This is a genomic window from Kribbella sp. NPDC026611 (assembly GCF_040638345.1).
Taxonomy (GTDB): domain Bacteria; phylum Actinomycetota; class Actinomycetes; order Propionibacteriales; family Kribbellaceae; genus Kribbella.
In genome coordinates, this window is the sequence record NZ_JBEZYC010000006.1 from 473,481 (window position 1) to 494,507 (window position 21,027).

At 67.9% G+C, this 21,027-nt stretch carries 21 protein-coding genes; 6 read left to right on the plus strand and 15 right to left on the minus strand.

Annotated features, from left to right (window positions below; all coding sequences use genetic code 11):
- Window positions 1–21: 21 nt before the first annotated feature.
- From AB0E69_RS26610 to melA, 4 genes are read right to left on the minus strand one after another with little or no spacing between them, the layout of a single operon-like run.
- Window positions 22–843, minus strand: coding sequence for a carbohydrate ABC transporter permease (locus AB0E69_RS26610; protein ID WP_360151494.1), 822 nt, complete (start codon window positions 841–843; stop codon window positions 22–24).
- On the minus strand, window positions 844–1,791 hold the full coding sequence (locus AB0E69_RS26615) for a sugar ABC transporter permease (RefSeq protein WP_360151497.1): 948 nt from the start codon (window positions 1,789–1,791) through the stop codon (window positions 844–846).
- Window positions 1,788–3,101: an extracellular solute-binding protein gene (locus AB0E69_RS26620; RefSeq protein ID WP_360151500.1), complete on the minus strand. Its 1,314-nt coding sequence runs from the start codon at window positions 3,099–3,101 to the stop codon at window positions 1,788–1,790. Before AB0E69_RS26620 ends, AB0E69_RS26615 begins: the two co-directional genes overlap by 4 nt.
- Window positions 3,102–3,133: 32 nt before the next feature.
- Window positions 3,134–4,474, minus strand: coding sequence for an alpha-galactosidase (gene melA, locus AB0E69_RS26625; RefSeq protein WP_360151503.1), 1,341 nt, complete (start codon window positions 4,472–4,474; stop codon window positions 3,134–3,136).
- 107 nt (window positions 4,475–4,581) lie between these two features.
- On the opposite strand from melA, the gene AB0E69_RS26630 reads away from it, so the two are divergent.
- Window positions 4,582–5,361: a 6-phosphogluconolactonase gene (locus AB0E69_RS26630; protein ID WP_360151506.1), complete on the plus strand. Its 780-nt coding sequence runs from the start codon at window positions 4,582–4,584 to the stop codon at window positions 5,359–5,361.
- Window positions 5,362–5,393: 32 nt separating this feature from the next.
- Here AB0E69_RS26630 and AB0E69_RS26635 read toward each other — a convergent pair whose 3' ends face one another.
- From AB0E69_RS26635 to AB0E69_RS26645, 3 genes are all read right to left on the minus strand, one after another.
- Window positions 5,394–6,383, minus strand: a complete 990-nt coding sequence (locus AB0E69_RS26635) for a LacI family DNA-binding transcriptional regulator (RefSeq protein ID WP_360151509.1) — start codon at window positions 6,381–6,383, stop codon at window positions 5,394–5,396.
- 83 nt (window positions 6,384–6,466) lie between these two features.
- On the minus strand, window positions 6,467–6,652 hold the full coding sequence (locus AB0E69_RS26640; RefSeq protein ID WP_360151512.1) for a hypothetical protein: 186 nt from the start codon (window positions 6,650–6,652) through the stop codon (window positions 6,467–6,469).
- 568 nt (window positions 6,653–7,220) lie between these two features.
- Complete coding sequence (locus AB0E69_RS26645) at window positions 7,221–7,601, minus strand: fibronectin type III domain-containing protein (RefSeq protein WP_360151515.1); 381 nt, start codon at window positions 7,599–7,601, stop codon at window positions 7,221–7,223.
- A 180-nt stretch (window positions 7,602–7,781) separates the two neighbouring features.
- On the opposite strand from AB0E69_RS26645, the gene AB0E69_RS26650 reads away from it, so the two are divergent.
- Window positions 7,782–8,507 carry an SDR family NAD(P)-dependent oxidoreductase gene (locus AB0E69_RS26650; protein WP_360151518.1) on the plus strand — a complete coding sequence of 242 codons (726 nt, stop codon included), beginning with the start codon at window positions 7,782–7,784 and terminating at the stop codon, window positions 8,505–8,507.
- Window positions 8,508–8,536: 29 nt separating this feature from the next.
- On the opposite strand, the gene AB0E69_RS26655 is transcribed toward AB0E69_RS26650, so the two are convergent.
- The 4 genes from AB0E69_RS26655 to AB0E69_RS26670 form a co-directional block, all read right to left on the minus strand.
- Window positions 8,537–9,439 (minus strand): LLM class flavin-dependent oxidoreductase, encoded by a 903-nt coding sequence (locus tag AB0E69_RS26655; protein WP_360151521.1) that lies wholly within the window; start codon window positions 9,437–9,439, stop codon window positions 8,537–8,539.
- A 49-nt stretch (window positions 9,440–9,488) separates the two neighbouring features.
- Window positions 9,489–9,815 carry a hypothetical protein gene (locus AB0E69_RS26660; protein WP_360151524.1) on the minus strand — a complete coding sequence of 109 codons (327 nt, stop codon included), beginning with the start codon at window positions 9,813–9,815 and terminating at the stop codon, window positions 9,489–9,491.
- A 99-nt stretch (window positions 9,816–9,914) separates the two neighbouring features.
- Complete coding sequence (locus tag AB0E69_RS26665) at window positions 9,915–10,850, minus strand: alpha/beta hydrolase (RefSeq protein WP_360151527.1); 936 nt, start codon at window positions 10,848–10,850, stop codon at window positions 9,915–9,917.
- A 56-nt stretch (window positions 10,851–10,906) separates the two neighbouring features.
- Window positions 10,907–12,118: a GNAT family N-acetyltransferase gene (locus AB0E69_RS26670; protein WP_360151530.1), complete on the minus strand. Its 1,212-nt coding sequence runs from the start codon at window positions 12,116–12,118 to the stop codon at window positions 10,907–10,909.
- A 234-nt stretch (window positions 12,119–12,352) separates the two neighbouring features.
- On the opposite strand from AB0E69_RS26670, the gene AB0E69_RS26675 reads away from it, so the two are divergent.
- Entirely contained in the window at window positions 12,353–13,228 is an 876-nt protein-coding gene (locus tag AB0E69_RS26675; RefSeq protein WP_360151533.1) for a hypothetical protein, read from the plus strand.
- On the opposite strand, the gene AB0E69_RS26680 is transcribed toward AB0E69_RS26675, so the two are convergent.
- Complete coding sequence (locus AB0E69_RS26680; protein WP_360151536.1) at window positions 13,194–14,114, minus strand: LysR family transcriptional regulator; 921 nt, start codon at window positions 14,112–14,114, stop codon at window positions 13,194–13,196. The genes AB0E69_RS26675 and AB0E69_RS26680 overlap by 35 nt on opposite strands.
- Window positions 14,115–14,322: 208 nt before the next feature.
- Here AB0E69_RS26680 and AB0E69_RS26685 point away from each other — a divergent pair, with 208 nt between their 5' ends.
- From AB0E69_RS26685 to AB0E69_RS26695, 3 genes are all read left to right on the plus strand, one after another.
- Entirely contained in the window at window positions 14,323–17,172 is a 2,850-nt protein-coding gene (locus AB0E69_RS26685; RefSeq protein ID WP_360151540.1) for a BTAD domain-containing putative transcriptional regulator, read from the plus strand.
- A 66-nt stretch (window positions 17,173–17,238) separates the two neighbouring features.
- The gene (locus tag AB0E69_RS26690; protein WP_360151543.1) at window positions 17,239–18,036 is read left to right on the plus strand and encodes an SDR family oxidoreductase; all 798 of its coding nucleotides are present in this window, start codon (window positions 17,239–17,241) and stop codon (window positions 18,034–18,036) included.
- 14 nt (window positions 18,037–18,050) lie between these two features.
- The gene (locus AB0E69_RS26695) at window positions 18,051–18,512 is read left to right on the plus strand and encodes a nitroreductase family deazaflavin-dependent oxidoreductase (RefSeq protein WP_360151546.1); all 462 of its coding nucleotides are present in this window, start codon (window positions 18,051–18,053) and stop codon (window positions 18,510–18,512) included.
- Here the strand turns inward: AB0E69_RS26695 and AB0E69_RS26700 are convergent.
- Genes AB0E69_RS26700 through AB0E69_RS26710 form a run of 3 tightly spaced genes read right to left on the minus strand, consistent with a single transcriptional unit; the run spans window position 18,476 to window position 20,982 of the window.
- Window positions 18,476–19,249 carry a GntR family transcriptional regulator gene (locus AB0E69_RS26700; RefSeq protein ID WP_360151549.1) on the minus strand — a complete coding sequence of 258 codons (774 nt, stop codon included), beginning with the start codon at window positions 19,247–19,249 and terminating at the stop codon, window positions 18,476–18,478. The two genes, AB0E69_RS26695 and AB0E69_RS26700, sit on opposite strands and share 37 nt — an antisense overlap.
- A gap of 52 nt (window positions 19,250–19,301) precedes the next feature.
- Window positions 19,302–20,480 carry a hypothetical protein gene (locus AB0E69_RS26705; protein WP_360151552.1) on the minus strand — a complete coding sequence of 393 codons (1,179 nt, stop codon included), beginning with the start codon at window positions 20,478–20,480 and terminating at the stop codon, window positions 19,302–19,304.
- Complete coding sequence (locus tag AB0E69_RS26710) at window positions 20,473–20,982, minus strand: RNA polymerase sigma factor (RefSeq protein WP_360151555.1); 510 nt, start codon at window positions 20,980–20,982, stop codon at window positions 20,473–20,475. Before AB0E69_RS26710 ends, AB0E69_RS26705 begins: the two co-directional genes overlap by 8 nt.
- Window positions 20,983–21,027 lie beyond the last annotated feature (45 nt).

Sequence of the window (21,027 nt, forward strand, 5' to 3'; positions counted from 1 at the left end):
TGACCAACGAAGTCGCCGGGGTCAGCCCTTGAGGCCGGAGAGGGTCATGGTGGCGACGAATTGTTTTTGGGCGATCAGGAAGAACAGGATGAGCGGCAACGTGGCGACGACGTTTCCGGCCATCAGCAAGGACCACTCGGTGCGGCGGGTGCCCTGGAAGTTCGCCAGGCCGAGCTGCAGGGTGAAGGCGTGGTCGTTGTTGATCGCGATCAGCGGCCAGACCAGGTCGTTCCACGAGCCGAGCAACGTGAAGATCGCCAGGGTCGCGAGCGCGGGCTTCGCCAGCGGGAGCACGATCCGGGCGAAGACCTGCCAGCGGTTCGCACCGTCGATCAGACCGGACTCCTCGAGCTCCTTGGGCAGCGACAGGAAGAACTGCCGCATCAGGAAGATCCCGAACGCCGACGAGAGCCAGGGCACGATGGCGGCGCCGAGGCTGTCGATCAGCCGCAGCCGCGAGAAGAGCAGGTACGTCGGGATCATCAGCAGCTGGGTGGGAATCATGATCGTTGCCAGGATCATGAAAATGCCGACCGTACGGCCCCGGAACGCCAACCGCGCGAAGCCGTACCCGGCCAGCGAGCACAGGACCAGATGAGAAACGATCGCCGACGTTGCCACCAGCATGGTGTTTCCCAGCCACAGCAGCGCGTCCGACTCGGTGAACAACGTCACGAACCCGCTGAAGTCGATCCGGGACGGGATGATCGGCGGCGGGAACCTGAGCAGTTCGGCCGCCGGCGACACCGACGCGAGGAACATCTGCACGAACGGCAGCAGGAAGAGCAGCGCCACCGGAGCCAGCAACAGGTGCCAGCCGGACGGACGTGACTTCGGGGCCATCTAGAACGCCTCCATGTTCTTTCGCCGCGAGTAGACGACGACCCCGATCGTGGTCAGCAGCGTGATCGCGAACAGCACGTACGCCGCCGCCGAGCCGTAGCCGAAGTCGAGAGACCTGAACGCCTTGTCCCACAGGAAATAGACGATCGTCCTCGTCGCGTTCAACGGACCGCCACGCGTCGTCGTGTAGACGAGGTCGAACAGCTGGATGGCGCCGATCGTCTGCCAGATGGTGACGAAGACGGTCACCGGCCGGAGCTGCGGCCAGATCACGCGCCAGAACGTCTGCCAGCTGTCGGCGCCGTCGACCCGCGCGGCCTCGATCAGCTCGCCCGGTACGTCCTGCAGTGCCGCAAGGTAGATGACCGTGGTGAACGCGGCCTGACCCCACAGCGACATGATTGCGATCACGACCATCGCCTGGGCCGGATCCTCGAGCCAGCCCTGGGCGGGCAGCCCGAGCATCCGGAGTACGTTGTTGACCAGGCCGTACTGCGGATTGAACAGGTACGTCGACAGGATCCCGGTGGCGGCCGCCGAGGCGACGAAGGGTACGAAGATCGCGGTCCGGTAGAGCCCGATGAAGCGAATCCTCCGGTTGAGCGCTACCGCCAGGAACAACCCGGCGAGCACCGACATCGGGACGAACATTGCCGTGTAGACGACCGTGTGCAGTACGGCGTCCGCGAACTCCGCATCCGTGACGAGCCGGCTGTAGTTCTTGCCGGCCACGAACTCGGGTGGGCTGAACCCGTTCCACTTCTCCAGCGAGAGAACGAACGCCCAGCCGGCCGGAAAGACCGAGAGCCCGAGCACGATCAGCGTTGCCGGGCCGACGAAGAGCCAACCCGTGAGCGCAGCCCGCCGGTCCTGCCGACGTCCGGAGCGATGCGGTTGATCGGCCCTTGACGGCGCAGTGGCGGTGGGCGGCAGCTCCGTGGTGGTCATCGCGCGGCCTCGAGCGCGGTGTTCGCCTTGGCGGCGGCCTTGTCCAGTGCCGGCTTAGGCTCGGCCCGTCCCTGCAGCACCTCGGAGATGGCTGCACCGATTGCCTGCGACAGCCCCACGTAGCCGGAGACGGTTGGCCGGACCTTCTTCGCGTTGGCGCCGTTCGCGGCCATGATGTCCAGGCCGGGGTACGTCGTGACCTGGGTCTTGAAGGCGGCCGAGCCGACCTCGGAGGAGCGCAGCGGTAAGTTGCCGACGGCCACGTTCCAGCGCTCGTCCTGCGCCGCCGAGGTCAGCCAGTTGGCGAACTCGTAGGCCCAGTACTCGCGGTTCTTGTCGTGGTGGTCGAACAGCGCCCAGAGGTCCGGGCCGGACGCGGTCTGGTGATCGCCGTTCGTCCCCGGCAGCAGCGTCACGCCGTACTTCGTGTGCGCTGTCTTGAGGTCGTAGAGCACCCAGGGTCCGGAGGCCATCATGCCGATCCGGTTGTTCCGGAACAGCTGCTCGTACTTGGTGTCGGTCTGATCGAGATACACGGACTTGTCGGTGACGGCCATGTCCCGCAGGAAGGTCAGCGCCTTGACCCCGGCATCGGAGTTGAACGCGGCGGTCTTCTGGTCCGGGCTGAGGATCTCGCCGCCGTTCTGCCAGAGCTGCGGCCACATCTTCCAGACGGTGTTCTCGGCACCGGACACCGAGTAGGCATAGCCGTAGGTGCTCGTCGCGGGGTTGGTGAGCTTCTTCGCGGCGGTCCGGAGATCGTCCCAGGTCCACTGGTCGGTGGGATAGGGCACGCCGGCCGCGTCGAAGACTGTCTTGTTGTAGAGCAAGGTGAGGTTGTCGACGATCGCCGGGAAGCCGATTGTCTTCTTGCCGGTCGGCCGGGCAGTGAGCCGGGCGCCCTCGGGGAACTCGCTCCACTTGACATCGGGCTCGGCGACGCGGCTGGTGATGTCGAGGGTACGGCCGGACGCCTCCAGCTCACTCGCCCAGCTTCCGTACGCGTAGGAGATGTCCGGGTAGCTGTTGCCGACGAACCCGGCGGAGAGCTTCTGCAGCAGATCGTCGGTGCTGGAGGCCCCGGAGGACACGTCGATCGAGACGTTCGGATGGGCGGTGTGGAACTCGGCGGCCAGTCCTTCGAGGATCTTCTCCGAGTTCTCGGTCTGCCCGGTCCACAAGGTGAGCGAGACGTTCGCGCCCTTGTCCAGGCTGCTCGCACCCTGGCCGCTCGATCCGCAGGCGGACAGCCCGGCCAGACCAAGCGTCACGAGTGCCGTGACGACGGAGACAGTGGTACGACGCTTCATGACAAGCTCCTTCGAGGCCGGGTCGTCGTGACTCAGCTGCGGTTCGATACGTCGGACAGATCGAGCTCCACGCCGCCACCGAGCGTTGACGGCAGCAGGTCCTGATGGACCTTGAACAGCTCGTCGACGAGTGCGGCGAGCCGGTCCGGGGTGAGCGTGGAGCTGGCGTTCGGATCGACGAGCATCGCCTGCAGAACCAGCTCCCGCGAGCCGGTCAGGGCGGCCTCCACAGCGAGCTCCGCCACGGACAGGTACGTCCGGTTGTGTACTGCGCCCTGGACCGGGATCGCACCGACGGCGATCGGCGCGATCCCCGATCCGTCCACCGTGGCCGGGACCTCGACGACCGCGCCTTGGGGCAGGTTCGAGATGAGGCCGCGGTTGGGGACGTTCACATGGATCTCGCGCTCGGTGCCGGTGACAACGGAGTGGATGATCTGCGGCGCGTACTCCGCCGCGCCACCCTCGTCCTCGAGGTCCAGGTCGCGGCCCTCGGCGAGCGCCTGCTGGGCCGCGTGGAACTCGGCCAGGTTGCGCCGGTCGGTGTCGAGATGCTGCATCGGCCGCAGCCGGAAGCGCTCGATCTGCTCGTCGGAGCGCAGGAACCAGGACAGGTACTCCGCGCTGTGCTCGCTCGTCTCGGTCGGGTAGTAGCCGATCCGGCGGAAGATCTCCACCCGCACCCGGCGCTCGAGCTCCGGGTCCGCCGCGATCTTCTCCCGCAGCCGCGGGTAGAGGTCGGCGCCGTCCCGGCTCCACTCGTACAGCCACGACTGGTGGTTGACGCCGGCCGCCCGGAACCGGGTGCCTTCGAGCGGTACGCCGATCAGCGCGCAGAGATCGTGGACGGTCCAGAACACGCTGTGGCACAGGCCCGCCGTACGCAGGTCCGGCGCGACGGTCGCCAGCCACCAGATGTTCATCGCCATCGGGTTGGTGTAGTTGAGGAACAACGCTTCCGGACAGACCGCGCGCATGTCTCTGGCGATCCCGGACAGAACGGGGAACGTCCGCAGGGCGCGGAGTACGCCACCGATGCCGGTGGTGTCGCCGATCGTCTGGCGCAGCCCGAACTCGTTCGGGAGCTCGAGATCGACGCGGCTCGCGTCGACACCGCCCACCTGGATCATGTTCACCACGAAGTCGGCACCGTCCAGGGCCGTACGGCGGTCCGCCGCGGCAGTGATCCGGAGCGGGCGACCGGTGCGGGCGGCGAGCTGTTCCGCCGTACCGCGGGCCACGTCCAGGCGGGCCGGGCTGATGTCGTGGAGGACGAGGTCCAGTTCCGGCAGGTCCGGAAAGCTGAGCAGATCCGCGACGAGCTGACGGGTGAAGACGACGCTGCCTGCCCCGATGAACACAATGCGAGTCATCCACTGCTCCTCGATCGGTCGTGCTGACCTGTGATAGTGATTGCTGCAACAATAGTGCATATGCTGCATGCGCTTGCAATGGCTTGTTGCGACTACTTGGAGACACAATGACGATCGACACCCGCTTCACGGCCGAGGATCTTGCGGTCGAGGTCCATGGCAGTGAAGTCGCGATGGGAGTTGCCGCCGCCGACCGGGCCGCCCGCGTCCTGAGGACTGCCGTGGAGGCGCGCGGACAGGCGCGCGTCGTGATCGCGACCGGGAACTCGCAGTACGCGTTCACCGACGCCCTGGCCGACGAAGACATCCCGTGGGGGCAGGTCGAGGTCTTTCACATGGACGAGTACGTCGGGATCGACGACCGGCATCCCGCCAGCTTCCAGCTGTGGATCCGGAACCGGATCGAGCAGCGGTTCTCGCCGGCGCGGGTGCACTATCTCAGTGGTGTCGGCGATCCGCAGGCAGCGGCGGACCGCTACGAGCGGGAGCTCCGTTCAGCGCCGCTCGACCTTGTCTGCATGGGCATCGGAGAGAACGGTCACTTGGCCTTCAACGAGCCCTTCGACGCCGACTTCGACGATCCGCGGTGGGTTCGGGTGGTTACGCTGACGCCGGAGTCGAGGCGTCAGCAGGTCGACGAAGGTCATTTCGCGTCGCTGGACGACGTACCCGGGCAGGCGATCTCGCTGACGATTCCGGCGCTGCTGTCGGCGGATCAGGTCCAGGTGTGCGTGCCGGAGCGCCGCAAGGCGGCCGCGCTGCGCGCAACGCTGGTCGAGGAGATCGGTCCGCACTGCCCGGCGACGATCCTGCGCCGGTCGCCCAACGCCGTCCTGCTGCTCGAGCCTGCCTCGGCGTCGCTGCTGGACCGCGCCGACGTTCGCTGAACGCCGGCGCTGCGAGGTCTCAGGCGGTGGTGTCAGGTGGTGCGCGCGGGGCCGGTGGAACTCCGCACGATCAGCCGCGAGTCGAGGACGACGTGCTCGTCGTCCTCGACCTGCCGGTCCTCGATGATCGCGAGCAGCGTGTCGACCGCCTGGGAGCCGGCGGCGTCGCCAGGAACGTGGACGGAGGTCAACGTCGGATACGCCATCGCCGACATCGGGCTGTCGTCCACCCCGATCACACTGATGTCTGCACCGGTCCGGACGCCGCGCTCGGTCAGCCGCGCCATCACGCCGAGGGCGATCAGGTCGTCGTACGCGATCACGCCGGTGATGCCGCGCGCGATCACCAGGTCGGCGGCATGGACGCCGGACTGGACCTGCGCCTCGAACGGTCCGAGCTCCACGAGCTCGAGGCCGAGCCGGGCGCTTGCTGCCAGGACGGCGTTGCGGCGCTGGGTGTTCGACCAGGAACGCTTGGGTCCGTTGAGGTACGCGATGTTGCGATGCCCAAGAGCGGCGAGGTGCTCGACCGCCTGATCCATCCCGCCGGCTTCGTCGATGACGACACTCGCCGCGCCCGGAACGGCCCGGTTCACGAAGACCACCGGACCGAGGGCGAGCAGCTCATCCATCAGGTCGTCGGGGGTGCGGGGCGAGGCGATGATGAGACCGTCGACCTGCCGGCGCATCGTCCGGGCCCGGGGCAGCTCGTCGGCGGGGCGCTCGTCGACGTCGGCGATCAGCACCGTCCTGCCGTGCTGCATGCCGCGCGCCTGTACCGCCTTGATGATCGGCGGGAAGAACGGATTGGCGATGTCCGGCACCATCAGCCCGATCAGGTCGGTGCGGCCCGCCGTCAGCGACCGCGCGCTGTGGTTGGGGACGTACCCCATCTCGCGCGCGATCCGCTCGACCCGCTCGCGGGTCGTCGCGTTGACTTTCTCGGGAGCCGAGAGCGCCCGGGAAACGGTGGAACCCGACAGCCCCGCCGCAGCCGCGACGTCCGCCAGCGTGACAGCCATGCCGCTCCTCGAAGAACAACCGTGCTGCGGTTGCAGCAACCGCTTGCAGTATAACCAGGCGCTGTCCGCGGGTCCGGGCAGGCTTACGCCTCGGTTGCCGGTTGGGTTATCCGGCGCGAGGTTGGTGAGGGGGAGAACCGGAGGCCGGGGAGGTTGCGGCGGCGGATCATGAGTTCGGCTACGACGATGTTCGGCAGCCAGCAGAGGAAGGGGACTGCGGCGTAGGCGTTGTTCATCAGCTGGTCCGGGTCGACCTCCGAACCTCGCACGGCACCGGCGGCGAATGGCCTTGGCGAACTGGAACGGACCCAGGGCCAGGGCGAGACCCGCCGAAACGATGTGGACGTAGAACGCGGCCTGCACAAAGGCCGGCTTGTCCGCGTAGTTCGCCGCGAGGCCGGTCTGTTGGGCTGCCAGTGCATCGAGACTCCCGGTCGCGCACTGGCCGACGAAGAATCCCGAAATCGCCAGCTACAGCAGGGTATCGGGGCGATCTGCGCGCTGCCTTGGTCGAGGCTGGTATCGCCCTTGCTCGCGACGGCGGCCCGCGCGCGGGGGTCTTGCGGGAGGTTGCCAGGGTCGTCGGCGTCGCGCCGAACTCGGCGTACAGTCACTTCGCGACCTTGACCGCGCTGCAGCAGGCGGTCGCGGAGAGGGCGCGTGTCGACATGGCCGTGGCCATGAAGCTCCACCTCGATGCCGTTGCCTCAGCTGCACCTGAGGACGCGCAGGAGGCGGCGAAAACGCTCCTGCCGGGTGACAGCGGGGTCCTTCCGACGGGGAGGCTGCGTCGGAAGGACCCGCCGTCAGGTGTCCGCTGGCTGCGGACAGCTGCGCTCAGCGGACGGTGATGCCGAGCGGCGCACTCTGCGCGGACCGATTGAGCGACGGGTCCACGGCCTCGACGGTGATGTCGTGCGGACCGCTCGTGATCCTGCACAGCAGAACCAAGGTTTCGATGTCGTACGTCGTCGCGGTCGGCCGCGCGCGCTGCTGGCCGTCGACCAGGACCCAGTAGTGGCGGACCGTACCGGAATCGTCCGTCGACGGATCCCAGCTGATGATGGCCTGTCCGCGATCCTCACCGGACACATGGAGATTCTGCGGTACTGAGGGTGGAGTGACGTCGGTGGCCGCAGCGGCGACGGACGGTGCGGCCACCAGGCTGCCTCCGGTGATCACGACGGCCGCGACGAGGCGAGGTATGGGCGAGAGCATCGGCAACTCCTTCGGCGGGAAGTAACGCGACGCTAGCTTCGGCCGGCTTCAGATTGTTTTCAGCGGGCGGGTTCGGACCGGGCGTGACGTGCGGGCGTTGAAGTCGGGTTGAAGTCGTTGTCGGCAATGCTCGGGTCGCGCGTTCGGCGTGCAGGTCACCGATTCGACAGGGAGTTCGTCATGACCGTCGTAGACAAGGCAGTGCTGGTTACCGGCGCCAACCGCGGCATCGGGCAGGCGCTGGTGGAGGAGGCTCTCCGGAGGGGTGCGCGACGCGTGTACGCCGGCGCGCGCCGGCCGTTCGCCCACCCGGACGGCAGGGTCGAGGTGCTGACGCTGGACATCACCGATCCGGAGCAGATCGCTCAGGCTGTCGAGCAGGTCGAGTCGCTCGACCTGCTGATCAACAACGCCGGTCTGGGGTTGTCCGAGGACCTGAGTGATCGCGCCGTACTCGAGCAGCACCTCGCCGTCAATCTCTTCGGCACCTTCAGCGTCACTCAGGCTTTCCTGCCGTTGCTGAAACGATCTCGGGGCGCCATCCTCAACATCTCGACGCTGGCTGCCTTCGCGGCCGTACCGGTGCTCCCGGCGTACTCGGTGTCGAAGGCCGCCGCGTTCTCGCTCACGCTGGCTCAGCGTGCCCTGCTCGCCGGTGACGGCGTACGAGTTCACGCCGTACTCGCAGGTCCGGCTGACACGGACATGACTCGTGACCTGGAGATCCCGAAGTTCGCGCCGGAGCTCCTTGCCCGCGGTGTGTTCGACGGTTTCGAGAACGGCGAGGACGAGATCTTCCCCGATCCCTTCTCGGCATCGCTGGCCGACGGCTGGCGCAACGGCGTGGCAAAGGCGCTCGAGCGTCAGAACGCGATGATGCTGAACGCACCGTCCGGCACCGCGTAGCCAAGGCCGGAGCGCGGCGATCGTTGCTATCAGCAATGGACCGCGGATGCTGTCGATGATGGTGAGGTCGTTACTGGGAGCCGGTCGGACAGTGCTTGGGCAAGGCGTTCGATCTGCCGGCGATCTCCTGTCATCGGGTACAGCACGACGTCTGTGACGCCCGCATCGGCGAGCAGGTCGAGCTCCTCGCGGACTCGAGCCGCGCTGGTGAGTGTGTCGGCGCGCGCCGCCGGGAAGAACTGTTCGCCGTAGTAGTGCCGCAGGTAGTCGTCGGCGACGCCGTCAGCGTCGCCGAGACCGAAGTAGCGCCCGGTCACGATCCGGGGCCGGCCGGTGCGTTCGGCATCGGTCCAGGCCTGGCGAACGGCTTTGGCTCCGTCCCGCAGGAACTGTAGGCCGAACAGTGGCGCGACCCAGCCTTGCCCCTCGGTCGCCGCGCGAACGTACGCTGCCGGGACGAGGCCGCCGAACAGCAGGGTCGGCCGGTCGGCCGGAAGGCGTCGCATCGGTCCTCCGCCGCCTTGCAGCTCACCCGCCCACGCCTGGCGCATCGTTGCCAGCGCCGATGTCATCCGGGCACCACCCGCTGACGTCGGCACTTCACTGGCCACGAAATCGTCGGGCCAGCCGCCCAGGCCTAGTCCCGCGGTCAGCCGCCCGCCGGACAAGAGCTCGACCGAAGCGATCTGTTTCGCCAGCAGTACTGGATTCGCTCGCCAGCCGACGTTCAGCACGGTGGTCAGCAACTCCACCCGTTGGGTGCGGGACGCGGCCGCGGCGAGCGCGGTCAGTGGCTCGATGTTGTCGTAGACCAGTCGGTCGATGACGCCTACCGATGCGAACCCCGCCTGCTCGGCCTCTGCGGCCCAATCGCCGATGGTCGTTGCGTCCACGTCCGGTACGGCTGCCGGCAAACCTACGCCGATTCTCATGCCAAACTCCTCGGGCTTCACTTGTGCCGTTGCGCTCGGTGCACGCAGGTCAGATTTTCCAGTTGATGGGGTAGTTGATGATCGGCGTGAACGTCGCGCCCGCTGCCTCCGCCTCTCCGCGGGCATCGACGATCATCTCCTTCAGGTGATCCAGCTGCTTCGCATGCTCTTCGGTGTCCCAGACGCTGATGTGTACGGCCGAGCCCGCTGGTGAGACGCCGGCGTAGAAGTGGAGGAGCCCTGGCAGGCGTTGGATGGCTGGGATCAGGTACTCCGAGATTCGGGTGTTCATGGCGTCGACCTCACTGAACCGCGGTGGGTCGAAGGTCGCACGCGAGAGGCGGACGACGGCGGCCGGAGGCAGAGATTCGGTCATAGCGATTCCAGTCACTCGATAGATACGTGTCTAAATGATGGGCAAAGTGCGCGTGCACGTATTGAACGTTTCGGACATGCCGGCCAGGGGACTGATGGCTCAGGAATGGAAGAAGCGGGTGAAGAGGTCGGTGACGTAGGTGGGGTTCTCTTCGATGAGCCAGTGATCGGTGCCAGGGACGATGGCGGTGGTGACGTTGGTCGCGACGCGCGGGAGGTCCTGGCCCACCAGGCCGCCCGAGCTGTTCTCTCCGCCGACGCCGAGCACCGGGATCGTCAGCTTCCCGTCCTTGGCGATCAGCTGGTCGACCGCGTGCAGGCCCTCATCCTGTTGCCGGAAGAACTCGAAGCCCGCATGCGTACTCGACGGACGGCTGTAGGCGGCGATGTACTCGTTCTCCTCCCGGCGGCTGATCGCGCCGTTGGCAGTCTCGTAGAACGGCAGATAGAACTCCCGCTCGCGTCCGGCGACGAGCTGTTCGGCCAGATCGCCTCGAGGGCCATTGATGAACCAGTCCCACCAGAACGCGCGCGGGTTCTGCTGGACGAGATTCAGGTAGTCGCTGGTCGGCGGTGCTTCCAGGAGGGCGAGCCTGCGTACGTCGTTGCGATGGGCAACGGCGTACGCCAGCGCCACTTGGGCGCCCCAGTCATGGCCGGCGATATCGATCGTGCCGAGGTGCAACCGCAGTACCACCGAGCGTACGTCCGAAGCCACCGCCAACGCGGTGTAGTTCCCGGCGTCGGTGCGGGCCGGCTGCGAGTCACCCAGACCGCGGAGGTCGATCATGACGACGGTGTGATCGCGGGTCAGGTTGGGCGCGACCTTGGCCCACGTCCGCCAGGTCTCAGGCCAGCCGTGCAGGAGAACCAGGGCCGGACCGTGACCGCCCACGACGTAATGGACCCGTGTTCCCAGGTTGTCCGCATAACCGTCGCGGAAGCCCGAAGGCGAGGTCGCAATCGCAGCAGACGCCGCGCTGGGCACGAGCAAGAGAACAATGGCCGCCAGGAGCGCGCCGAGACGATGACGCATGAGCTGTCCCTTCGATGTTTTGAGCACGTTCAGCGTCTCGGCGATGGCTCGATCGATCAACGGCGATCTGCTAAACCGGCGTTCAGCAGGGAGTACATGATCATGTCGCGGCGTTCCTGACCTACCGGCTGCCAGCTGCGCAGCAGACCCTCGGGCTGGAAACCGACGCTCTCCGCTGTTCGGCTCGACGCGGTGTTCCAAGGTTCGACGTACAGCTGGAGACGGGGCATCCGCAGGTCGTCAAGACCCCATGCTGTAACGGCCCGCAGAGCCGCGGCGGCGACGCCTTGGCCGCGAGCGGCCTGCACGACCCAGTAGCCGAGCGATGCACGCCCTTGGTCGGCATCCCTGAGCCAGAGTCCGATGGCTCCGATCGGCCGGTTGTCGTGAGTGATGACGAAGGGATAGCCGGCACCCGTTGCTGCCCGGTCCCATTGACGCTGGACGAAGGCGTTGCCCGCCTCGGGTGAATACTCAGCGGGGATGGTTGTGATCAGCGGGATGTATTCGTCGGCGGATGCCTCCTGGACGAGAGGCAGATCATCGAGCTGCCAAGGCCGGAGTACTAGATTGTCGCCCGCGGCCAAGCGCGGGACATCCAAGGGCTGGACCATGGCAGCATCGTGCTGGAATTTGGCGATTGGAGGTGTACGGCGGTGCCCGAGCAGGAGTATCGCGTCCAGTTCGACGCGGAATTGTCCTTCGCGAACGGTGGGGGCCTTCAGACCCAGGGGTTCCGACTCGATGCGCCGCGCGCGGACGTCACCGAGGACGAACTCGCGGACCTGTTCATCCGGCACCTCGGCCTGCTCATGGTCGCGGACATCCGGTTCAGCAACGTGCAGGTCATCGCCGAGCCACACAAGGGATCCCGCGGCGGTCCGTCCGACCAATTGGCGAGCACTGATCCGCGAGAACTGCTTGCCGACCTGCCGACCATCGTCGTACGCCTCGGCGGCGTCACCAGCCGTGCGATCGGACCCGAACTGCTCCGGCCCCTCCAGGTTTCCGGGCATGCCGTCTTGCTGGACACCGACCGGCATGAGGCCGGTGCAGAGGACGGCCGAGGCGCACCCTTTCTGACCGGTCCGGCAGCGCAGTTTCTCGTTGATGCGGGAGCTCGACTGGTCGGCATCGACGGCGCGACCATCGACGATCCGGAGGATGACGCGCGGCCGGCTCATTCCTTGTTGCTCGCGGCGGGAATCCCCGTACTGGAGCACCTGACCGGACTGGATCAGGTTCCCGTGACCGGTGCGCGACTTCATGCCGCGCCACCCCGGATCGTTGAGTTGGGCACCCTTCCTGTCCGCGCGTACGCCGTGGTCCCTGGACAGCCGGAGTGAAGCCGATCTGAAGCCATCACCAGGGAGCGTCGTAGGATGAAACGACTCGTTGTGTGGTTGATCGCGTCCTGCCTTGTCGGCGCGCTGGTCACATCGGCCTCTTCGTCGGTTGCGTCGACCAGCAGCGCTCCGGACTCTCATTCACGTTCCGCCACGGTGACCGTGCCGGGCGCTGATTTCTTCCCCGAAAGCATCGCGTCCACGCCGGACGGCACGCTGTTCGTGGGCAGCATCGTCACCGGCGAGATCCTGCGGCTGCGGTCACGCTCATCCACAAGCGAGTCGTTTGTCCCGCCGGGCGTCAACACCAATACCGCGGGTCTCCTCGTCGACCTCGCCCGAAGGGTCCTGTGGACCTGCGCTGTCGACCTGCAGTTCGTCAAGCCGACGGCGCTGCGCGCGTTCGACCTGCAGACCGGGAGGTTGCGCGCGAGCTACGAACTGCCGGATCGAGGGGTCTGCGCGGACCTCACCCTGGCGCGCGGGAACGTCTACCTCACCGACACCACGAATCCGACCGCCGCAACGCGACTGCCCGGACGGATCCTCAGGCTGACGACACCTCACCGGCAGTCGCCAGGCGGAGGCTCGCTGACGGTGTGGTCCGCGGACCCGCTGTTCACCCGGCCGGTGTCGTTCATCCAGATCAACGGCATCGCGTTCGACGGAATCGCCACCATTTACACGACCAACCTGAGCACCGGAGAGCTGCTGCGCGTTCCGATCCGGTACGACGGCTCCGCCGCGCCTGCGCAGCTCGTGCAGCTCGACCGGGACCTGGTGCAACCGGACGGGATCCGAATGCTCGACCCCGCGAGGCTCCTGGTGACGGAGGGAATCGGACGGTTGACGCTGGTCGACGTCAGGACCGGCACGACCTCGGTCGTTTCCGGCGCGCTCGATCAACCGTCCTCGGTGACGATCGCGCGCGGGAGTCTCTGGGTCGTCCAAGGCCAGATCTGGCGTCTGCTGGGCGGCCGGCCACCGGTCCTTCCCTTCACGATCGTTCGCCTCCGCCGTCCGGCCGGGTAGCTTCGATCCTTGCCGCCTGCTCGGACGCCACGGCAGCGAACGCCCGGATGCGGGCGTTCTCGTTCCGCGTCGTCCAGACCAGACCGAGCGGCAGCGGTGGCAGGTCGCGGATGGGGACGTACGTCACGCCGCGGCGGGCGGGAAGGGCGCCGGCCGCGGTCGGATGGACGATCCGTCGGCGCCTGATCAGCGACAGGATCTCGTACACCGTGCCGATGCTGTGCGTCCGGGGGATCGTTCGTCCGGACGGTGTGGACGGCGGAACGATTCGGTCGTACAACAACTCGGGAAAGTCCGGCGGTCGATCACAGACCTCTCGATCGGCCAGATCCTCCACCGAGACCGAGGACCGTCGGGCCAGCGGGTCGGAGGCGGCGACGGCGAGGACTCGGGGGCGCAAGGCAACGATCGGCCCGGCGGTCAGGCCAGGTTCCCCGACGACGAGCCAATGCACCAGGATTTCGATCTCGTCCTGCCGCAGCGCGGCGTACGGTTGCACGCTGTGGATCTCGTGCAGCCGGACCTCGCAGGTCGGGTGCCGCGACTCGAAGACCTCGACCAGCTGGGCCAGCTCGTCGCCATCGGTGGTTCCGGTGAAGCCGATCCGGAGCTGTCCGACGGTCTGTCTGGCGGCAGCGCGTGCCTCGTCGAACGCCAGGTGCAACTGCTCGTAGGCAGGGCGTACGCCTTCGCCGAAGCGCCGGCCGAGCGGAGTGAGCTCGACTTTGCGACTGGTCCGCTCGAACAAGGCTCCGCCGACCTGACGTTCCAGCCGGCGGACGAGCTGGCTGACGTGTGAGGTCGATACATGCAGCCGCTCGGCAGCCCGGCCGAAGTGCAGCTCGTCGGACAGGGCGAGAAACACTTGGATGTCTCGCAGCTCCACGGAAGGAACCTATGCCGTGGCTGGTTCCGGCCGGCTTCACATCGGCTTCACCCGATCCGTTGCGCTACGACCGCTTGCCGTTCGTGCGGGCGGTCGGACAGGCCTTGACAGTGGACCGCATCGAGGATTGATACTGGTTTAGTTCAGTATGCCGTGACCGTGATCGCGAGGTGGGTGATTCGTGCGGCCCGACCCAGGCGTTCCCATGATGGCGGGGCAGCAGGTCGACTTCCGGGTGCTCGGGGCGCTCGAGTTCGCTGTCGACGGCGCAACGGTGGAGATCGGCTCGCCCAAACATCGCGCCATGCTGGCGATGCTGCTCGTGCACACCGGACGATCGGTGCCGATCGTCGAGCTCGCCGAGGCCATCTGGGGCGCGGGCGGTCCGAGCGACCCGCGGCGGGCAGTTCAGCTGTATGTCACCAGGTTGCGCGCGGTGTTCCGGGACACCGCCCCGACGATCACCATCGCCAGCCTTCCGAGCGCGTACCGGCTGGACGTTGGAGCGGACCGGGTGGACCTCGGCCGGTTTCACCACCTTCTGGACGCCGCCAGGAAGGCCGGCAAAGAGGGGGACGCGGATCTGGAGTCCTCGCTTCTCGCCGAAGCGCTGACCGAGTGGCGGGGCGCGCCGCTCGCCGACGTGCCGTCGGAGTTCCTGCAACGTGAGGTGGTGCCGCTGCTCGTCGAGGAGCGGGTCCAGGCGTTGGAGCGGTACTTCGACATCGAGCTCAGCTCGGGACGCGCCGCGGAGGTTGTCGGCGAGCTGAGTGCGTCGGCCGCCCGGTACCCGCTGCGCGAACGGTTCGCCGCGCAGCTGATGATCGCCCTGTTCCGCACCGGCAGGCGGGCCGATGCGCTCGAGGTCTACCACGATGTCCGGCAGCGGCTCGCCGATGAGCTCGGGGTCGATCCCGGGGATGAGCTTCAGGCGCTGCATGCGACCGTGCTGGCCGGACGACCGGCGGCTGACGATGCCGCCGAACGAGCCGGCTCGATGCCGGTCCCACGCCAGCTACCGCCTGATATAGCAGCATTCGCGGGCCGCGAGGACGAGTTGACTCAGCTCGACAGGTTCCGGCGCGAGACCGCAGGCGGAGTGGCGATCGTGGCCGGTATGGCTGGTGTCGGCAAGACCTCGCTGGTTGTGCACTGGGCCCGCCGGGTCGCCGATCGCTTTCCGGACGGTCAGATCTGGGTGAACCTGCGCGGGTACAGCGCGGAGCCTGCGCTGCGGCCGGAGACGGTACTCCGGCGGCTGCTGCACGCGCTCGGCGTACCGGATCAAGAGATCCCCACGGAGCTTGACGATCGGGCCGCCATGTACCGGTCGCTGATGGACGGCCGGCAGGCGCTCGTCGTTCTCGACGATGCGCGCAGTCCTGATCAGGTCCGGCCACTGATTCCTGGCTCCGCAGGGACGTACGTCGTCGTCACCAGCCGCAATCAGCTGACCGGTCTCGTGGCGAGCGAAGGCGCGGTCGTCGTCGGGCTCGATCTCCCCAGCCGCCGTGACGCCGGCAGAATCCTGGCCGACCGCGTCGGCCGCCAGCGCGTTGCGGCCGAACCGGCGGCAGCGGACGAGATCGTCGACCTCTGCGCGCGGCTGCCGCTCGCGCTCGCGGTCAGCGCCGCGCGGGCGGTGGCGAACCCCACCTTCGCGCTCAGCGCACTGGCGGCCGAGTTACGCCGTACCCGGGGGAGTCTGGACGGGTTCTGGAGTCTCGATGATCCGACCGAGGTCCGGGCCGTCTTCTCCTGGTCCTACAACGCACTCAGCGACGGCAGCGCGCGCCTCTTCAGGCTGCTCGGCCTGCACCGCGGCCCTGAGCTCGGCGTCAACGCCGCCGCGAGTTTGGCCGGTGTCGCCGCCCCCGATGCCAGGCTGCTGCTGGCCGAACTCTGCGCCGCGAACCTGATGGTTCAGCCGGCACCGGGACGCTACGCGTTCCACGACTTGCTCCGTGTCTATGCCGTCGAACGGACGGTCGCGGTCGACTCGCCGGCGGACCGGAACCAGGCGACTCGCCGGCTTCTCGATCACTATGTGGGTGCAGCGCTGACCGCGACCCAGCTCCTGCGTCCCTGCGACCCGATTCGGTCCCGACCGGTGCCCGCCGGAGTCACTGTCGACGACGTGACCACTGCCAAACAAGCCCGGGCTTGGTGGGCTGCCGAGCAGGCGGGGCTGTTCGCAGCGATCCGTCAGGCCACGGAGACGGAACTCGTCGAGCACGCCTGGCTGATGTCGTGGGCTGCCGGCGATTTCCTGTGCCGGCAAGGACATTGGCGCGATTGGATCGCGGTGACGGAGTCTGCGCTGGGTCTGGTCGTGCGCCATGGTTCGGAGGCCGATCGGGCCTATGGGCATCGCCAGCTGGCGAAGGCGTGCGCGCGTCAGGGCCGCGCGGAGGATGCCTGGCAACAGTGCCGGCTGGCGCTCGAGCTGGCTGAGCGGAACGGCGGCGACGGCCGGGAACTCGCCATCACGCATCGCATGGTCGGATCCGTACTGCGCGCCCAGCGACGCGGGCGCGACGCCCTCGAGCCGGAATCGAAGGCCCGCGAACTCTTCCGGAAGCTTGGCGATCCCGGCGGTCAGGCCCGGGCTCTGAACGCGATCGGCTGGACGTACGCGACCCTCGGCGACTACGACCAGGCGCTGACGAACTGCCAGCAGGCGCTCAGCCTGGCGAGCAACGGACCTGACACGACTGGCACAGCGGCGACCTGGGACACCTTGGGGTACGTGCACCATCAGCTCGGCGACCACCGGTCCGCGATCAGGTCGTACCGGCGGGCCCTGCCGCTGTTCCGCGAGCTCGGCGACCGGTACGCCGAGTCCGAGACGCTGACCCGTCTCGGCGACACCCACCGCGCGCTGGGCGACGACACGGCGGCGCGGACGGCGTGGGCGGCCGCGCTGGACATCCTCGCCGACGTGCGGCACCGCGCCGCGAACGAGGTGCGGACGAAACTGCGCGAGCTCGACAGCAGCGCCGTACGTCCGGCCCGCTGGCGCGGACGGCGTCGCCCGGATTCCGCGGAGGTCGTCTGAAGGCGATCTGAAGCAGCGCGCGCGTACCGTCGAGTCTCCGCAGGCCACCAGGGAAGGGACGCGTGGATGCTGCTCGAGAACAAGGTTGCCGTGGTCTACGGGGCTGCCGGTGCGATCGGGAACACGGTCGCCCGGACGTTCGCTCGCGAAGGTGCCCAGGTGCACCTGGCGGGACGGACCAGGACGACCCTTCAGGTGATCGCGGACCAGATCACGGAAGCCGGCGGCTGCGCGACCGTCGGCGTGGTCGACGCGCTCGACGCGGAGTCGGTACGGCGTCATGCCGCGGGCGTGATGGCCGCATCCGGGCGGATCGACGTGTCGATCAACACCGTCGGATTCGATCATCAGCAAGGCGTTCCGCTGCGTGAGCTGTCGTTGGCGGACTACCTGTACCCGATCACGGGGTACACCTCGACGCAGTTCCTGACCGCGACCGCGGCCGCGCGGTACATGGCGGACGCGGGCGGCGGGGTGATCCTCACGATCTCGACGACCGCCGCGCAGGTGACGCTGCCGGTGGACGGCTTCGGACCGGCCTGCATCGCGGTGGAGGCCTTTACCAAGCAGCTCGCGAACGAGGTCGGACCCTACGGCGTCCGGGTGGTCTGCCTGCGCGCGGACGGGATCGCGGAGTCGGTTGCGGCCGGCTCGTACGTCGGCGCACTGTTCCGGCGGATGGCGTTGCGATTCGGTGTCTCCGTCGACGAGATGCTGGCCGACCCGGGCGCGCCGGGCCGGATGCTGCCCCGAGGTACGACGCTGGCGGATGTGGCCGAGGCCGCGACCTTCCTGGCGTCTGATCGCGCGGGTGGCATCACCGCGGCGGTCACCACAATCGCCGGCGGCTCGGTCCTCGGCTGAAGGGTGTTCGAGCGATGAGCGGATCCGATGACTACAACGCGAGCATCATCGCGGAGTTCCGGGCGAACGAGGGACAGGTCGGCGGGCCGTGGGCCGGGTACCCCGTCATTCTGATCCACCATGTCGGTGCCAGGTCCGGCGTCGAACGGGTGACGCCGTTGGGTTGCTTTCCTCAGCCTGACGGAAGCTACGTGGTCGTCGCCTCCAACGGCGGCTCAGCCAACCACCCAGCCTGGTACCACAACGTCAAGGCGAACCCCGTGATCCGGGTGGAGTTCGGCGCCGAGTTGTTCTGGGTGACCGTTCATGAGGTGCGCGGGGCAGCGCGCGCCAGGCTGTGGCCGACGCTGGTGGCCGAGGCCCCACAGTTGGAGGACTACCAGCAGAAGGTCGAACGGCGGATCCCGGTCCTCGCGCTGACGCGTGGGCGGGGCGTGGCTCAGGTCGGGTTGGGCGGGCGGACGGCGCGGCGCTGAACGTCGTACCGGTCGCCGCGATACACCGAGCGCCCGTACTCGATCAGGCGGCCGTCGGTGTCGGTGCTCGTGCCTTCGAAGGCGAAGCACGGTTGGGCCGTGGTGATCTCGAGCAGTTGGGCTTCGGCGGTGTCGGGGAGCACGCTGGAAATCGTGTGCGTCGCGCTGCCGACCTGCACGCCCCAGTGGTGCTCGATGGTGTCCCACAGCGACACGTTGTCCAGCAACAGTGTTTCGAGACCGGGGAAGCGGGCCGCGGGCAGGCTCGTCCGCTCGACTGCCATCGGCTCACCATCGGCCGTGCGGATCCGGACGAGACTGATCACGCGGGCGCCGCGCTCGAGTTCCAAGGCCCGGACTGCAGCTCGGGACGCGCGTTCGACGGCCACGGAGATCACCCGCCCGCCTGGCTCGATCCCCCTGGCCCGCATGTCTTCGGAGAACGAGTACAAGGCATCGGACTGCACCAGCTTCGGGCTGGCGACGAACGTTCCCTGGCCGTGATGACGACGTACCAGCCCCTCGGTGACCAGGCGGTCGACCTCCTGCCGGACGGTCAGGCGTGCGACGCGGTACAAGTCTGCGAGCACACGTTCGGACGGCAGTAGGTCGCCCGGCTTGAGGGTGCTGATCAGCGCGAGCAGAATCTCCCGGAGCTGGGCGCCTTTCGGGCGAGTGTCCTCGAGATCGACGACCGCCAGCATCCCCGGCTCTGGTTCGCGGCGGTACCGAGCCACGACGCTCCCTCCGGTTCAGCGATACTGTCCTATACAAGTATAGGGTGCGCCGCTAGCGAGGTTCGAAGTACTTCCAGGTCTTGCCGTGGTCGGTGCTGGTGATGACGTGATTGCCGTTGTACTGCATGCCGTAGACGAAGTCGCCGACGGTTTCCAGTTCGCCGAGGTCGGTCGGCGGGGTGAACGGTGCGCCGGCACCGGGACGGAGGAGTTCGCGTTTCTTGCCCTGGTAGAGCGCGAGTCCCGTGCCGTTGTCGAAGGCAACAGGTGACGACAGGTACGGCGCGCTCCGAGCGGACACCGTCGTCCAGTGTTCGCCGCGATCGGTGGACAACCGTAGCGGCACCGGGTCATCGCCTTGGGTGACCCGGGGGTCGCGGCCCGGAATCAGCACCATGGTCCTGCCGTTGGGGCTGACGCCCAACGCGCCACCCATGCTGCCTCCGCCGACGCCTGAGCGACCCCAGGTCTTACCGTGGTCGTCGGTCCAGTAGACGTAGCGGACGCCGCTGTTCTTGGCGCCGACCAGCCACCACCGCCCGGTCGTGTCGCGGAACGGCTCGTAGGCGTCGTCGGCGCCGGGGATCTTCACCTCTCGCAGAGTGCCGGTCTCGCGGTTGAGTGCTCGGAGCGTGCCGGCCGCCAGCAGTACGTCGTCATCGGTGAACCTGTCCGTCGGCGGAGCCCAGTGCAAGGTCTTCTCGATCCGGCCCCGATCCGTCAGGCGGACCATCACGGACTGGGCCCAGGTCGGATCGGTCGCCTTCATGCTCGTCGGCATCGACAGCGCCAGTGCCTCGTCCCCGTCCCGCAGCACGAAGTACTGGTTCTTGCGCACCGGCGCGGTGGCCCGCACCCCGTCCCGGCTCAGCACCGCCGCATAGCTGTAGGTGTATCCGGGCTGAGGTGACGACCACAGCGAGGCCCACCGCGTCGGTGTGCCGAAGGCGATCGCGGCAGCGCCCGACTTCTTGTCGTGGATCAGTCTCTCCGCCGCCTGGTCGACCGGGATCGCCGTCCGGCCGGCGGCGGGCGGCTTCGCGGTACCGGTCACGTTCCCGAGCGGCAGAACGGCAGCCAGTGCGGCGAGCGTCACCGCCGCGACGACGCCCGCGCCGGTCAGCGCCTGCCGACGGCGACGGCGGCGCTTGCCGCTGCGCTCGATCGCCTCGAAGGGCACCGGCTCGACGGTCTGCTGGATGTCCCAGGACAGTTCCTTCAGCTCAGACATGGTTGACCTCCTCGGAGTCGTCGGCGAACTCGTGGACCAGCGGGGCCAGCCGTGCCCTGCCTCGAGCCAGGCGTGCCTTGACCGTCCCTTCCGGAACGCGCTGCTGTACGGCGATGTCGCTCACCGGCAGGTCGACGATGTGGTGCAGCACGATCGCCTCACGCTGCTCGTACGGGAGCTGCCGCAAAGCCTCGACCAAGGCGATCCGGTCCGCAGACAGCCCGGCCACCGTGGTCTCGGGAACATCCACACGGGAGAGCAGCCCATGGAACCGGGCCGCGCGGCGGTAGCGCCGGCGTACGGCGTTCAGCGCGACCGTCCGCAGCCACGCCTCCGGGTTGTCGAGCTGAGCGAACCGCCGCGGTTTCTCGACCGCCCGAACGAACGCCTCCTGCACCGCGTCCTCGGCCTCACTCAGATTCCCGCAGACCGCGAACAACTGCCCGACGAGCCGCCGGTAACACCCGTCGTACAGCTCGCGCACTCTGTCGCCCTCAGCCATCACCACTCCCTGGATCGACCCCTTTCCCCTCACGAGTCCCACCAA